This is a genomic window from Embleya sp. NPDC001921, from assembly GCF_053594475.1.
Genome location: NZ_JBSFEO010000024.1, coordinates 91,879 through 107,257, shown reverse-complemented (window position 1 = coordinate 107,257; position 15,379 = coordinate 91,879). Strand labels below are relative to the sequence as shown.

10 protein-coding genes are annotated in these 15,379 nt (G+C 72.7%); 9 read left to right on the top strand and 1 reads right to left on the bottom strand.

The window, feature by feature from the left end; translation table 11 throughout:
* The first annotated feature begins 48 nt into the window (after window positions 1-48).
* The 9 genes from ACWCPW_RS26800 to ACWCPW_RS26760 all read left to right on the top strand — a co-directional run bounded on the left by ACWCPW_RS26800 (window position 49) and on the right by ACWCPW_RS26760 (window position 12,452).
* Complete coding sequence (locus ACWCPW_RS26800) at window positions 49-1,482, top strand: PucR family transcriptional regulator (RefSeq protein WP_449764140.1); 1,434 nt, start codon at window positions 49-51, stop codon at window positions 1,480-1,482.
* Between the two features lie 169 nt (window positions 1,483-1,651).
* Complete coding sequence (locus tag ACWCPW_RS26795) at window positions 1,652-3,247, top strand: amidase (RefSeq protein WP_449764139.1); 1,596 nt, start codon at window positions 1,652-1,654, stop codon at window positions 3,245-3,247.
* Between the two features lie 378 nt (window positions 3,248-3,625).
* Window positions 3,626-4,297, top strand: coding sequence for a hypothetical protein (locus ACWCPW_RS26790; RefSeq protein ID WP_449764138.1), 672 nt, complete (start codon window positions 3,626-3,628; stop codon window positions 4,295-4,297).
* Between the two features lie 11 nt (window positions 4,298-4,308).
* A complete protein-coding gene (locus ACWCPW_RS26785; protein ID WP_449764137.1) occupies window positions 4,309-6,267 on the top strand; it encodes a RiPP maturation radical SAM C-methyltransferase in 1,959 nt (652 codons plus the stop codon).
* The gene (locus tag ACWCPW_RS26780; RefSeq protein ID WP_449764136.1) at window positions 6,264-7,889 is read left to right on the top strand and encodes a radical SAM protein; all 1,626 of its coding nucleotides are present in this window, start codon (window positions 6,264-6,266) and stop codon (window positions 7,887-7,889) included. Before ACWCPW_RS26785 ends, ACWCPW_RS26780 begins: the two co-directional genes overlap by 4 nt.
* Window positions 7,886-9,475, top strand: coding sequence for a YcaO-like family protein (locus tag ACWCPW_RS26775; RefSeq protein WP_449764135.1), 1,590 nt, complete (start codon window positions 7,886-7,888; stop codon window positions 9,473-9,475). Before ACWCPW_RS26780 ends, ACWCPW_RS26775 begins: the two co-directional genes overlap by 4 nt.
* 9 nt (window positions 9,476-9,484) lie before the next feature.
* A complete protein-coding gene (locus tag ACWCPW_RS26770; RefSeq protein ID WP_449764134.1) occupies window positions 9,485-10,045 on the top strand; it encodes an HD domain-containing protein in 561 nt (186 codons plus the stop codon).
* Window positions 10,042-11,436: a JmjC domain-containing protein gene (locus tag ACWCPW_RS26765; RefSeq protein ID WP_449764133.1), complete on the top strand. Its 1,395-nt coding sequence runs from the start codon at window positions 10,042-10,044 to the stop codon at window positions 11,434-11,436. The genes ACWCPW_RS26770 and ACWCPW_RS26765 overlap by 4 nt, the downstream gene beginning before the upstream one ends.
* A complete protein-coding gene (locus tag ACWCPW_RS26760; RefSeq protein ID WP_449764132.1) occupies window positions 11,415-12,452 on the top strand; it encodes a trypsin-like serine peptidase in 1,038 nt (345 codons plus the stop codon). The genes ACWCPW_RS26765 and ACWCPW_RS26760 overlap by 22 nt, the downstream gene beginning before the upstream one ends.
* Window positions 12,453-12,560: 108 nt before the next feature.
* Here the strand turns inward: ACWCPW_RS26760 and ACWCPW_RS26755 are convergent, their stop codons facing one another.
* Entirely contained in the window at window positions 12,561-15,317 is a 2,757-nt protein-coding gene (locus tag ACWCPW_RS26755) for a SpoIIE family protein phosphatase (protein ID WP_449764131.1), read from the bottom strand.
* Between the last annotated feature and the right edge of the window lie 62 nt (window positions 15,318-15,379).

Genomic DNA, 15,379 nt, shown 5'->3' with positions numbered 1-15,379 from the left:
ACACGCACCCGATCGAGCGAAACATGTGCTGCCGGCACACTGGGCGCCGTGACCACACTCGCCGACCTGCTTTCCGGCCCCGACACCGACCAGATCGTCGTCGTGGCCGGACCGACCGACGCCGTCCCGCTGACCGACGTCCGGCTGGAGACGCGCGCCGATCGCCTCGCGCACGCGCCCGCCGGTTGCCTGGTCGTGCTGACCACGCCGCTCAGCGGCTATCGGCTCGACGTGGCGGTGCGCGATCTCGCGGCGACCGGCGCGGCGGGCCTGGTGCTGACCGCCGTCACGCCCGACTCGCCGGTCCCGGCCACCGCCCGCGCGCTGGCCGACCGGGGCCGGGTCGCGATCCTGCACACCGACGGCGACCTGGCCGCGCTGGTGCTGGCGGTGGATCGAGCGGTCCGCGGCGGTGCGGCCGACGCCCTGGCCCGGGTGGACGCGGCGGCCCGGGAGTTGCCGACCGTGGCGGGCGACCCGGAGCGGGTGGCCCGAGCCGCGTCCCGGGTCCTGGGGCTGCCGGTGGATCTGCGCGCGCCGGAGCCGGGCGAACTCGGCGCGTCGGCGCTCGGGCCCGACGGCGACGTCTGGCTCAGCGCGCCCGACCGACCGGATGCGACGGGCCGCGCCGTGCGTGCGGTGCTCGCCCTGGGCGCGCTGGCCGCGGCGGCCGGCCCGACCGACGATGTCCCGGTGCGCTCGCGCGGCCAGCTCCTGGCCGAGTTGCTGGCCGTGCCCGAGGCCCAGGCGCTGCGCCTGGGCAGTCGCGGCCGGGCCCTGGGGCTGCCGGTGGACAGTTGGCACCTGGCCCTGCGGGTGGAGCCGATCGCCCTGGCCGGCACCGACCGGTACCGCCTCCTGGAGGCCGCCGGGCCGCTCGCGCTGCGCCTGCTGCGTTCGCTGGGCCCGGTCGCCTGGAACGCCGCGCGCGTGGACGAGGCGCTGGTGCTGACCCGATCCCAGCCCACCGACCCGGGCCGCGACGGCATGCGCGCGACGCTCGCCGACGCCGGCCGGCTCCTGGTGGTGCTGCGCGAGCGCAACCCGGGTGCGGACCTGCGCTGCGGGGTGGGCGCGGCCCATCGCGGCGTGCTGGGCCTGCGCAGGTCCGCCCGCGAGGCCCGCACCGCCCTGTTGCGCTCGGGCGGCGGCGGGTCCGGCCCGATCGCCGCGCACGACGCGGCCGGCCTGGACCGGATGTTGCTGGACTGGTACTCCTCCGACGCGGCCCGCGAGGCGGTGCACGAACTCCTGGCCCCGGTCCTGGCGTTGGGCCCACAGCGCGCCGCACCGCTGCTGCGTACGCTGCAGGCCTACCTCGATCACCAGGGCTCGCCCGCCCGAGCCGCCGACGAACTGCACCTGCACCGCAACGCGGTCACCAAACGCGTCCGCAAGGTGGGCGAACTGATCGGCGCGGACCTGGAGGACCCCCAACAACGCCTCGCGGTACAACTGGCCTGCCGCGCCCACCTGATGTAGCACGAAGCACCCGACGGACGAGGCAACCGCACCCCACCGACCCACCGGTGCGCCGCGCGCCGTGCCGGATGGCGTCCCGGCGTCCCGGAGCCCCGAGCCCCGGCGTCCCGGTGTCCCGGTGTCCCGGTGTCCTTGTGCGGGATGCCGGCCGTGTAGTGCGATGACTGCCATGACAAAGAGAAGCGTTGCCACGCTGATCGCCGCCCTCGTCGCGGGATGCCTTGTGACCGCGCCGAGTTCACCCGCGGAAGCGGCCGACACCGGCGGTTCGCCGACCGCCGCGGACTCGCCGCCGAGGCTGGGCGTGGATCTGGACACGGTGACGATCCCCGAGTTACAGGCGCGCATGGCGCGCGGTTCGTTGACCTCGTCGGCACTGACCGGCGCCTATCTGTGGCGGATCAAGACCGTCGACCCCAGGATCCACGCGGTGCTGCGCACCGACCCGACCGCCCTGCGCCAGGCGGCGGCCAGCGACGCCCGGCATCGACGCGGCGAGACCCGCGGCCCGCTCGACGGCATTCCCGTCCTGCTCAAGGACAACGTGAACACCCGCGACCTGCCGACGACGGGCGGGTCACTGGCGCTGGCCGGGAGCCCGCCGGACGCCGACGCCGCCCTGGTCACCCGGCTGCGCGACGCGGGAGCGGTGATCCTGGGCAAGACCAACCTGTCCGAGTGGGCCAACTTCCGTGCGGCCAAGCCCACTTCCGGCTGGTCGGCGGTGGGCGGCCAGACCCGGAATCCGTACGTGCTGGACCGCAACCCGTGTGGTTCCTCGTCCGGTTCCGGCGCCGCGCTCGCCGCGTCCTTGGCGCAGGTGGCGATCGGGACCGAGACCGACGGCTCGATCGTGTGTCCGGCCGGGGCGAACGGTGTCGTCGGCCACAAGCCCAGCCTGGGGCTGGTCGGCCAGGCCGGCGTGGTGCCCATCTCCGCCGAGCAGGACACCGCGGGACCGATGGCGCGCAACGTCACCGATGCCGCGCTCACCCTCGCGGTGATCAGCGACGGCGCCCCGCACCTCACCGCCTCCCTCGACGTCGCGCGGGCGTCGACCCGGCCCGACGCGCTGCGCGGCAAGCGCATCGGTTTGTGGCGGCTGCCCTCGCTCGGGCCGGAGGTGGACGCCCTGATGACGCGTACGGCACAGAGCCTGCGCACGGCGGGCGCCGAGGTCGTCGAGGTGCGTCTCCCTTACCAGGAGCGACTCGCCGAACTGGAGTTCCCCGCACTGTTGAGCGAGTTCCACCGCGACCTCGACGCCTACCTCGCCACCCGCCGGGGACCGCGCGACCTCGCCGAACTGATCGCGTTCAACCGCACCCACCCGGCCGAGCAGACCTGCTTCGCGGGTCAGGAGTTGTTCGAACAGGCCCTGGTCGCGCCGCCCACCACCGACCCGCAATACCGGGCCGCGCGCGCCGAGTTGAAGGATCTGTCCCGTAGGTCGATCGACGAGACCATGGCCGCCCATCGCCTGGACGCGATCGCCTCGCCGACGAACCCGCCCGCCTGGACGACCGACTGCGCGCGCGGCGACAACGACGTGATCCCGTCCTCCACCCCGGCGGCCGTGGCCGGGTACCCGTCGTTGTCGGTGCCCGCCGGCCTGGTGAACCAATTGCCCGTGGGCCTGCTACTGATGTCCGGCGACCACCGCGACGGCGAACTGCTGTCCCTGGGGGCTGCGGTCGAACACCGGCTCGACGCCTGGCGGGCGCCGCGCTACCTGCCGACCGTGGGACCCGGCACCTCCCGCTGAACCGCACGCGACGGGACCGGCCGGGGCACCCCGGCCGGTCCCGTCGCCGTTGTCGGCGCCGCGCGGTGCAGTGCGGTGCAGTGCAGGGCGGTGCAGTGCGGTCCAGTGCGGTGCGATGCAGTGCCGCCCGGCGCGGTGCGGACCGGATACTGGCCCGTTCGAGTGGCGTTCACCAACAACGTGGTCCGGCTGCTCCCTTCTGCTTGCGGCCCCTGTCGAATATGCCTACTTTCATACAGGGTCATCCACATACGGTGACCGTCCCACTCACTCTTCGTTGCCGTGACTCGCGCCGCGGTGCACTTCCCGCGCGCCGCCACGGCGTCGTCGTTCCGCAACGCGCGGACGCACGTCGCTGCTCTCGACAGGAGTCCTCCCATGCCTCCATCCATCGATGCCCGCCTCACCTCCCTGGAACGCACCGTCGGCCGGCTCATCGAAGCGATCGGCTTCGACGGGGCGACCGGCGCGGCATCCGGCGCCGGTCGTCGTCGGTACGCGCTCAACGACGTCCAGTTGACCCGGTTGGCCCAGAAGCTGGACGCCTTCGGCGCGCGTCTCGACGACGCGGAGAGGGCCACCCTGCTCAGCGTGCTGGGGGCCGCGGCGGTCAAGTTCGAGGAGGCCGGCGGCAGCGACGGCAGCTCGCCCTTCGCCAAGGGGGTCGAGATCTTCGCGCAAGGGCAGCTGAAGGAGGTCGGCCTCGGAGAGGCGCTGGCGGCCCTGGGCAAGGTGGACCACGGAACCCAGGCCGGCATGGAGGGTGAACTCGAGGACTCGATCAGCGTCGGGGCCGACGCCATCTGCGTCCACGGCGACTGGAGCAAGGACCTGGCGGCGGAGATGGAGGGTTCCGTCACCCCGGGTGAGCTGGGAACCTGGCGAACCGGCCAGGGCTCGTACACCGACATTCCCGGCGGCCTCCCCGGCGGCTACCCCTTCGACGGCCCGCCCTTCGACACCCCCGGTGAGCGGCCCGGCACCAGGCCCGGCACCAAGCCCGGCGGCAAGCCCGGGAGTTCGGGCTTCGCCACCGGCCCCCAGAGCTGAGCAGGCGCAAAATGTCGGTTACGCCCATCGCGACGGCAGGCGGCCACGCCGCGTCGTCATCGGGCCCGGCCGAGCAGGCGGGTGGCGAATCGGTCGACGCGCCACCCGCCGCCGGCTTGGCCCTGGCCCTGGTGAACATGCCGTTCGCATCCCACCGCCGGCCCTCGCTGCAACTCGGGCTGCTCGGTGCGATCGCCCGCGATGCCGGGCACCGGGCCGAGATCTTCCATCTCAACCTGGACTTCGCGGCCGTGCTCGGCGAGGAGCTGTACGACCTGCTGTGCGAGCACCGCGGCACCGCGCTGGGCGAATGGGTGTTCGCCGAGGCGGCCTTCGGCGCCGAAACACCCGACGCCGAAGGCCTGCTCCCGCTGCGCCTGAATGCCGGTCAGCAATCGAAGCTGGCCCGCGTCTGCGGGGACCGCTCTCCCCTCGAATGGCTGCGTCACCTGCGCCGCGTCGTGGCGCCGGCGTTCGTCGAGGGGCTGGCGGTCGCAACGGACTGGTCCCGCTTCCGGGTCGTGGGCTTCACGTCCACGTTCCAACAAAACGCCGCGTCCCTGGCACTGGCGTCGAGGATCAAGCGGGACCACCCCGCGGTGATCACCCTGTTCGGCGGGGCCAATCTCGACGGCCCGATGGGGCGCGAGTTCGTGGCCGCCTTCGACGCCGTGGACTACGCGCTCAGCGGCGAGGCGGACCATTCCTTTCCGATGCTGCTGGATCGCATCGCCGACGGACGCTCGCTCGACGACGTTCCGGGCCTGCTGCGCCGACGCGAGGGCCGGGTCCGGGCGAATGCTCCCGCGCCCCAGGTCCGCGGCCTGGACGACCTGCCGATCCCCGACTACGACGACTACTTCGCCCGCGCCGAGCGCCTGGGTCTCATCCGCGCGGACGCCGCGCGGCGCAACATCGACCTGCCGTTCGAAAGCGCGCGGGGTTGTTGGTGGGGCGCCAAGCACCACTGCACCTTCTGCGGACTCAACGGCCAGACCATGGCCTTCCGGGCCAAGTCCGCCGAACGTGTCGTACGCGAGCTCGGTGAACTCGCGCGCCGCTACCGCTCGTACCGCTTCGAGGCGGTCGACAACATCATCGAACCGACCTACCTGCGCACCCTGGTGCCGGAACTCTCCCGGCTCGGCACCACCTACGACATTTTCTACGAGGTCAAGGCGAACCTCGACCGCGATGCCGTGGCGGCCCTGAGCGCGGCCGGTATCCGCCGGATCCAGCCCGGGATCGAGTCGCTCAGCTCGAACGTGCTGCGGCTGATGCGCAAGGGTGTCCGGGCGGCCGACAACGTGAACCTGCTGCGCTGGGCGGCCTACTACGGGGTGTCCGTGTCCTGGAACCTGTTGTGGGGCTTCCCCGGTGAATCGCCCGAGGACTACGCCGAACAGGCCGCGCTCATCCCCTTGCTGACACACCTTCAGGCGCCGGGGGGCGCCGGGCGCCTGTGGATGGAACGCTTCAGCCCGCTGTTCACCGACCGTGCCGCCTTCCCGGCCCGCTTCCTCACCCCGGAGGCTAGCCTGAGCCTGGTCTATCCGGAGCACGTGAAGCTGGACCGGCTGGCGTACTTCTTCGACTACGAGTTGGAGAACACGCCCGGCCCGGAAACCTACGAAGCCGTCATCGAAGCCGTGCAGCGCTGGCTGACCCCGCCCGACCCGGACCAACCGCCGCCCCGCCTGGAGTTCTACCACTCGCCGGGCCTGGTCCACGTCGTCGACACCCGCGACCCCAAGGACGAGTCGACGTACACGCTGGAGGGCCCGCTGGCGTCGCTCCACATGGCGTGCAACGAACGCCCCCGCGGTCTGAAGGCCGCGGCGCGCGCGGCCGGCCTGGGCCCCGACCAGGCCGAGTCGGTCCTGAACCGGCTGTGCGGCCTCGGCCTCATGATGCGCGACGGGGACCGATACCTGGCACTGGCCATCCCCGCAGGCAGGAGCACCGGGTGAGCACCATCGCAGCCGACCCGCGACCGACCGAACCCCTGCCCCCCGGCACGCTCTCGTGCCCGCGCGAGCGCTACGACGAGGTACGCGCACGCGTGTCGACCGCGGCCCGATCCTCGGCCGACGGCGCGACCCTGGAGCGACTGCTGCGCCGCGCCGCCGACATGTCCGCGTACCTTCCCGCGTCGGCGACGGTCTGCGTGACGAGCCGTTCGGCGCTGCGCTCGCGCGGGGCGCTCGCGGCCGCGCTCAAGCCGTTGGGCACCCGGGCACACGCGGGTGTCGAACCGGACGTCGATCACCCCGGGCCGCCACCCGCCTCCGCCGTCGACGAACTCTGGGAACTGGCCCGTGGCCTGGACGAGGACGGACGAACCGCCCTGGAGGCGCTCGTACGGCGCGGGACCGACCCGATGCGCGCCCTGGCCACCGTCCCGCCGTCGGCGTTCTTCTCCGCCGTCGACACCGGCATCATCACCCGCATGCGTGGCACGCGCGCCGCGGGAGCGAACACTCGGCCCCAACTGCTCGACGCCACGGTCATCGTCAAGCTCACCCGCCAATGCAACCTGCGCTGTAGCTACTGCCACGACTGGCGGGCCGGACCGGATCAGAGCATGCCCATGCCCGTCCTGGCGGCGCTGCTGCACCGCGCGTCGGGCGAACACGGGTTCCTGCGCTTCATCTGGCACGGCGGGGAGCCGCTCACGCTGCGCCGCGAAGGCATTCTGCGGGTCCTCGCGGCGCAGGCCTGGCTTGCCGGGGATCGCAGCCGGGTGAGCAACTCGCTGCAAACGAACGGCACCCTCCTCACCGCGGAACTGGCCGCCCTGTTCGCCCACTTCGGCATCTCCTGCTCGGTCAGCGTCGACGGCCCGCCCGAGGTCCACGACGCCCAACGCAAGACCGTCGACCAGCGCGGGAGCTGGTCGCAGGTCAGTCGCGGTGTCCGTGTCCTGCGCGAGCACGGCGTGCTGGCCGGCGTGCTGGTCGTGGTCACGCCCGAGGTGATCGACGCGGGCGCGGATCGCCTGCTGGAGAGCGTGCGCGCGCTGGGGGCGACCAACATCGGGCTGCTGGCCATGCGTCCGCAGTCCGGGCCCGGAGGCACCGTCACCGGCGCGTCGTTGCCCGTCGCGCGGTTCTGCGACTTCCTGCTGGAGGTGCATCGGGCCAGAGAGCGCCTGGGCGACGGATTGCCCCGGGTCCGGGAACTCGATGCCGCCATCGACCTGCTCGCCGGCGGCTCCTCGCGCTTTTGCGAACTCCAGGGCGGCTGCCTGGGACGCTACTTCCTCGTCGAACCCGACGGCCGGGTGGCGCACTGCGACAAGTTCGTCGGCGACGACCGCTACACCCTGGGCAACATCCTCACCCACGACCTGTCGGCGATGCGCCGGTCGCCGCGACTGCGCGCGCTGACGGCGGCGGAGGACCTCGCCCTGGAGCGGCTGCACGGCTGCCCGTGGTTCGACAAGTGCCGGGGCTGGTGCCCGCACGAACGCTACGTCGCCGCGGCCACGGCGGACGCCGGGGCCGGAGCACCCACGTGCTGCGGACTGGCACCACTGTTCGAGGGTCTCGCCGGCGAACGGGTCGCCTCCGGCGCGAAGGCACCGCGATGACCGCGCCGTCCGCGCTGCGCGTCGCCCGCACCGGCTCCGTACCGGTCCGCGTGATCGGACGCTCCGCCGCCGCCGCAGACTTGGCGGCCCACCTCGCCGTCCCCGCCGTCGGCGGCCCCACCCACTCCACCGACGTACAGATCCTGGCGTCCTGGGCCGGCCGGGTACACCTGCTCGGCCTGGCCGCGCAACTCGCCGGGCAGCGCTGGATTCTCGTCGAGGCGACCGGCAAGGGCGCCGCGCTGGGCCCGGTGTTCGGCCCGACCGGCCCCTGCCTGCTGTGCTACCTGCGACGACTGGCGGCGAACGGCCGGCCCGTGCCGGTGCCGCTCACCGGGTCCGACACCCTGCTGCGCGGGACCGCCGAGGTCGCCCGCGAGCTGATCGCGGGGGCACACGGAGACGACGCGCACATCGAGATCTCCCGGGACGGAACGCTGCGGCGGCACACCCTGCTCGCCGTGCCGGGGTGCTCCTGCCCGGCCGGCCCGACGTCGCATCCCCTGGAGGCCGCGGTCGGCGACCGCGTCGGCATCGTGCACTCGCTCACCACGTCCGTCGACGACCGCTCCGGCCACACCCTCGTCGACGCGGTCGGGTGCCGGACCGGGCCGCTGCACGACGGCCTCGGCTGGAGCCACGGTTCCGGCTGCGCGCCGGACCCCGACACCGCACGCCGCAGCGCGATCGGCGAATGCCTCGAGCGGTACTGCGCCGGCTTCGCCGTCCCGGGGGCCGTCATCGCCGCCCGCAAGGACCTCGAAGGACCGAGTGTGCCCGCGGACGAGGCCGCGTACGGCGGCCACCACGTCTCGGATCGCACACCGCTGCGGTGGATCCCGGGCGTCGACCCGCGCACCGGAGGACCCATCTGGGCGGCGGCGGCGTCCGTGCACCTGCCCTACCGCTGCGCGGACGAGGAACCTCCGGCCAGCCACACCAGTTCCGAGGGGCTGGCCGCCGGCCCGTCGACCGCGTTCGCCCTGCGCCGGGCGACGTTGGAGATGATCGAGCGGGACGCGTTCATGCGTGCCTGGCGGGGAGGCACCCCGGTCGGCCGGATCCGCGCCGGAGTCCCGGACATGCCGGGGCTTTCGGTGGCAGGCCTCACCTCCGCCTGCGGGGTCCCGGTCGCGGTGGCCTTCCTCGAACAGGACGTGCCTCCGTACACGGCCGTCGGACTGGCGGCACGCCTGTCCGTGACCGAGGCCGCACAGGCCGCCTCCCGCGAGGCGGTCGCCACGCGGATCTTCACCGAGCGCATGCTGGCCGCGGGCGCGGACGCGCGGCGGCACCCGCCGACGACACCCGCCTATCACCGGTACGTGCACGCCGTGGACGCCCGCCTGTACCGGGCCCGCCGGCGCTGGGTGCACCCGGAGCACGACTACCCGTCGCGCACGGTCGCCTGGTCGGACGTCGTCCACCGCCTGCCCGCGACGGCCTACGTGGACATGACCACCCGTGATGCCGCGGCGCTGGGCTGCCGGGTCGCGAGGGTCGTGATCGACGGCTACGTCGGCTTGGACACCGACGCCACACGGCCCCGACTGGCAGGCGACCCCACGCCCCACCCCCTGGCCTAGGAGAGCACCATGGCGACCGTGGTGTTCGAACAGTTTCGGACCACGAACGACACCGCGAACCGGGTCCTGGGACTGCTGGACGTACTGCGCGGCATCCGCGCGCATCTGCCCGTCGACCAACTCGAGCACGCCCTTCAGACGGCCACGCTGGCGGAACGCGCCAACGCGTCGGACGAACTCGTCCTGGCCGCGTTGTGCCACGACATCGGCAAGGTCGTCGCACCCCACAACCACGGTGCCGTCGCCGCCGAGATCCTGCGCCCGTACGTGAGTCCGCAGACCTGCGCGATCCTGCTGCACCACGAGGAGTTCCGCTACCGGGACATGCCCCGATGGACCGGCGTGGACCCACGGGCCCATCTCGCCTACCGGGACGAGCGGTGGTTCGCGACCGCCGAAGCCTTCGCCGAGTGGGACCGACTCGCCCTCGATCCGCGCCGTGTTCCCGCACCGCTGGCCCACTTCGAGCCGCTGGTGCGGCACTTGATGGCACATCCGCAGACACCGCATCCGCCCCACACCGCAGGCGTCGCGCACCACGCGCCGCCCGACGGAAGGAGAACGCCGTGAGCGCGCCCGCCATCGAAGGCTCCGGCACCGCCGTGTTGCACGCCGGCAGCGGGAGAACCCGGGGGCTGCACGCGCTGGCCCGCTGCGTCGGCGACGTCGACGCCTTCTTCGCGCAGCACTGGTCCCAGGGGCCCGTCCACATCCGCCGCCCGAACAACGACGACTTCGCCGATCTGTTCGACGAGCGGAGCCTGCACGGGATCATCCGCGGGCGCGAGCTGCGGGTGGGCCGGCACGACCTTCGGATCGTGCGTACGACCGAGGCCGGCTTCGAAGCGGTGGACCCGGCCCGCTACACCATCGCGGGCGGCGATCGCGGGCGCGCGGGCGGCGGCGCGGACGACGTGGTCGACGCCGACGCGGTGTGGGGACTCGTGGGTGAGGGAGCCAGCATCGCCCTGCAACTCGTCGACCGGTACTGGCCGCCGCTGGGCCGTTTCTGCCGCGATCTGGAAATGTTCCTCGGCAGTCCGTGTCAGGCCACCGCGTACCTGACGCCCGCCGCGGCCCAGGGATTCGACGTCCATCACGACCTGCACGACGTACTGGTCCTGTCGCTGGCGGGCACCAAGCAGTTCACGCTGTACCGGCCCGTGATCGCGGATCCGGTGGCGGGCCAACTGCTGGACGAGCTGCCCCGGACGCCGCTCACCGGCGCCTGGGACGCGCGACTGAGTGCCGGGGACGTGTTGTACATGCCTCGGGGTACCCCGCATGTCGCGCGGACGTCGCGGTCCGCGTCGTTGCACGTGACCATCGGGATCCGGGAGGTCACCTGGCACGCGATGGCGCGGGCCGCCGTGGAGGGCTCGTTGTCCCGGCTGGCCGACGACGCGGCGCTGCGCCGGGCGGTCCCTCGCGAAGCGGTGTACGGCGGCGCGGACTACGCGCGGTTGGCGGCGGACGTCGCGTCCGGGATCGCGGAGACGATCCGCAGGGAACTCGTCGACGCGTTCGCCGACGGCCCCGCCCGGGCCCTGCTGATGTCCCGTCCGCGGGACTACACGGACGGTGGGGCCTGGTTCGATCGCATCGCGGCGCGATCGCTGACCCCCGGCATACGGGTTCGGCTGCGGCCGGGTGGCCTGATCCGGATGGAGACCGGAGCCGACGGCACGTACCTGCTGCTTTCCGGAGGCCGCCGATCGACCGTGCCGCGAGGCCCGGCCCGCTTCCTCTCCCGGCTCGCCGAAACGGTGGACGGCGCATGTCCCGCCGAGCACCCGAACCGGACGGAAATCGTGCAGGTGGTGCGACTCGTGGCGTTCCTCCTCCGGCAGGGCGTCCTCGAGGTGGCGGGAGACACCCCCGGACCGGCGACACCCACGGCAGCGGAACGTTCCGTACGCCCGCGATGGAGGAGGCCCCTGTGGCAGCGAACACCGATCTGATCGAAACCGTTCAACGCATGTTCCCCGACCTCGATTCCGTCACCGGTGAGCTCAACCGGAATCTGACCGCGGGCGCCGACAGCGACCTCGAGAGCAACGTGGGACCCGGCGCGAACGCCGACGGGATGGAGGGCGCGCGGCAACAGACGCTGGCCCTGGGCGCGCGGGCTCTGGAGAAGGTCGCCCGTGACGGCACGCGCGCCGTGCTCACCGACGCCGAGTCGCAGGGCCTGGAAGCCGTGGTCCTGGTGATGGGCCGGCCGGCCATTCTGGTGCAGGACGACCGTTTCCTCCCGCCTCCGCATCCCTGGGAGACGTTGGAGGACCATCGCGAGGCCATCGAGGCCACCATGCTCAGCGTCGGCCGCATCGAGGTCCGAGGGCACCCGATGGCGGACTGGATCGGCACCGGATTCCTGGTCGCCGACGACGCCGTGCTGACCAACCGGCACGTCGTCAAGGAGTTCATGGCGTTCCAACAGGATCAATCGCATTGGGAAATCGCACCGGAGATGTCCGTCAACATCGACTTCGCCGAGCAACTGGGCGGAACGCCGGAGCGCGAGCACCGGATCTCGGAGATCATCGCCATCCATCCCGATCTGGATCTGGCCCTGCTGCGGATGGAACCCGGGGACGACCCGCCGCCGCCGCTGCCGTTCGCCGGACCCCGGCTGGAGGTCGAGCCGGAGCGCCTGGTGTATATCGTCGGCTACCCGGCGGCCGACTCCCGACGCAGCGGCGAGACGGACATCCAGCGGATCTTCAACGGCATCTTCAATGTGAAGCGGCTGCTTCCCGGGAAGATCACCGCCGTCGACACGGGCGCGAACCTGTTCGAGCACGACTGCTCGACGATGGGCGGCAACTCGGGATCGTGCGTCGTCGACCTGACCAGCAATCGGGTCATCGGCGTGCACTTTCGCGGGCGGTACCTCAAGACCAACTGGGGGATCTCCACCCAGAATCTGATCGGGGACATCCAAGCCGCCGCGCGCGCGAACGGTGGCCGGTGACCGGCGGTCGCCCGCGGGAATTCCGCCACCGCGGTGGGCGCGGCGAGGACGCGGCCTCCGCGGTGTCCTCGCCGCGGGCACACCTCGCGGTGGCGGGCCGCCGCGTCATCACGGAATCCGTACGCTCGCCGGGGCCGCCGCCCGGTCCGCGGGATCGGGGTCCGCGGGTTCCGGGGAATCGTGTGCTTCGACGACGTCGGGCAGGGGCTGTTCCGCCCAGATGATCTTGCCCTCGGGGATGTACCGCGTACCCCAGCGCGCGGCGATCTGGGCGACCAGGAACAGGCCCCGGCCGCCCTCGTCCATGGTGGCCGCGTAGCGCAGGTGGGGTGCGGTGCTGCTGCCGTCGGCCACCTCGCAGATCAGGCTCCGGTCGCGCAGCAGCCGTACCCGGATCGGCTCGGAACCGTAGCGGATGGCGTTGGTGATCAGCTCGCTGAGGATCAACTCGGTGCCGAAGAGCTGTTCGCCCAGCCCCCACTCGTCCAGTTTCACGGCGATCGCCTCGCGCATCCGGCCGACGGCGGCGGGGTCCGACGGCACCTCCCACTCGGCCACCCGGTCGCCGGACAGGGTGCGGGTGCGGGCGATGAGCAGCGCGATGTCGTCCTTGGGGTGTTCGGGCAGCAGCGCGTCCAGGACCGCCGCGCAACTCTGCTCCGGGGTGCGGCCGGCGTGGGCCAGGGCTCGGCGCAGCAACCCCATCCCGACGTCCAGGTCGCGGGTGCGGTCCTCGATCAACCCGTCCGTGTACAGGACGAGCGAACTGCCCGCGGCCGGTTCCAGTTCGATGGTCTCGAACGGCATGCCGCCCAGGCCCAGCGGCGGCCCGGCGGGCAGGTCGGGGAATTCCACGGTGCCGTCGGGGTGCACCAGCGCGGGCAGCGGGTGCCCGGCCCGGGCCATGGCGCAGCGCCGCGAGACCGGGTCGTAGATCGCGTACAGGCAGGTGGCGCCGATGATGCCGGCCCCGAGGTCCGGGTCCGCCTCGTCCTGGTCGATCCGGCCGACCAGGTCGTCCAGGTGGCTCAGGAGTTCGTCGGGCGGCAGGTCGAGCGTGGAGAAGTTGTGCACCGCGGTACGCAACCGGCCCATGGTGGCCGCGGCGTGCAGCCCGTGGCCGACGACGTCGCCGACGACCAGCGCCACCCGGGCGCCGGAGAGCGGGATCACGTCGAACCAGTCGCCGCTCACCCCGGACTGCGCGGGCAGATAGCGGTGGGCCACCTCCAGCGCGCTCTGCGCAGGCAGCGCGCGCGGCAGCAGACTGCGTTGCAGCGCCGTCGCCAGGGTGTGTTCGCGGGCGTAGCGGCGGGCGTTGTCGATGCTGACCGCGGCGCGCGCGACCAGTTCCTCGGCGAGGAACAGGTCGTCCCGGTCGAACGGCTCGGGCTTTTCCTTCCGCCAGAAGTTGGCCACGCCCAGCACCGCGCCGCGCGCCTGGACCGGGACCGTGATCAGGGAGTGGATGCCGTATTCGACGATCGCTCCGGCCCGCTCCCGGTCCTGGGCGTGCCAGTCGTCCGCGGCCGCGAGATCGGTCACGATCTCCGACCGCCCGCTGTCGAGTCCGCGGGCCTGCGGGGTCGAGGGGACGAAATCGATCAGGGTGCCGAGCGGGTACAGGGGGTGATCGTCGCGGATGCCGGCGACGGCGCTGCGGCGCATGTTCGCGCCGGTACCGGTCGGCTCCCCTCCGTCCAGGACCGGGGCGGAGAGGTCGATGGTGACGAAGTCGGCGAAGCGCGGGACCGCGACGTCGGCGAGTTCCTCGGCGGTGCGCACCATGTCCAGGGTGGTGCCGATCGCCACCCCGGCGTCGTACAGCAGTTTCAGCCTCCTGCCCGCCACCTCGGCCCTGCCGGAGAGCGTCATCAGCTCGGTCGTGTCACGCAGGGTCGCGACCGTCCCGCGCGGACCGCCGTGACGATCCGTGGACCGCTGGTTGACCGCCAGCAATCGGTCCCCGGCGGGATGTACCTCGTCCGAGACCACGCGACCCGAGATCAGCAGTTCGGCCGTGCCCGGTTCGAGGCCGGGGAGGTCGGCGATCCGCCTGCCCTCGGCGTCGGGCGGGAGGTCGAGCAGTCGGATGGCCTCGTCGTTCGCCAGCACCAGCCGGGTGTCGGCGCCGACGATGAGCACGCCTTCGCGAACCGCGTGGAGCACCGAGTGGTGGTGTTCGTACATGCGGGTCATCTCGGCCGTGCCCAGGCCCCGTGTCTGCCGCCGCAGCCGCCGGGTCACCAGTGCGGTACCGCCGGTGGCCAGGGCGAGCGCGGCGGCGCCGGTACCCAGGATGATCGGCAGTTGCCGGTCGACCACGCCGGTCACGTTCTTGACCCGCAGCCCGGCGATGACGACACCCTCGACCGTGCCCGTGGGGCCGGTGACCGGGACCACCGCCTGTACCTCGCGGCCGAGCGGGCCGTTCACGCTCTCCACGAGCATGTGTCCGGCCAGCGCGGGTTCGATGTTGGCGACGACGGGCTGCCCGATCAGTTCCGGTCTGGGGTGCGTGTAGCGGATCCCCTGGGTGTCGGTCACCACGATGAAGTCCACATCGGCGGCCATGCGCCCCGCCTCGGTCAGCGGTTGCAACACCGCGGACGGGTCGGGTGAACGCAGCGCGGCGATGACCCCGGGCGAGTGGGCGAACGTCTGCGCGACGGCGATCGCGCGGTGGCGGGCCTCGCGGTCGCTGTCGTGCCGGGACTGCACCACGAGCGCGAGCACGGCGCCGGCCACGAGCAGGAACACCACGGCGACTTGCAGGACGAAGACCTGCCCGGCAACGCTTCGCCGGCGCCTACCGGACGGTGACTGAACCGATGCACCCCGAAATCGGCCGGAATCATCGGCCATGTCTACCGTTGTACCCACCGGGGCGTCACGGGACCACTCCTGGGACCCATGGGACGGGGCCA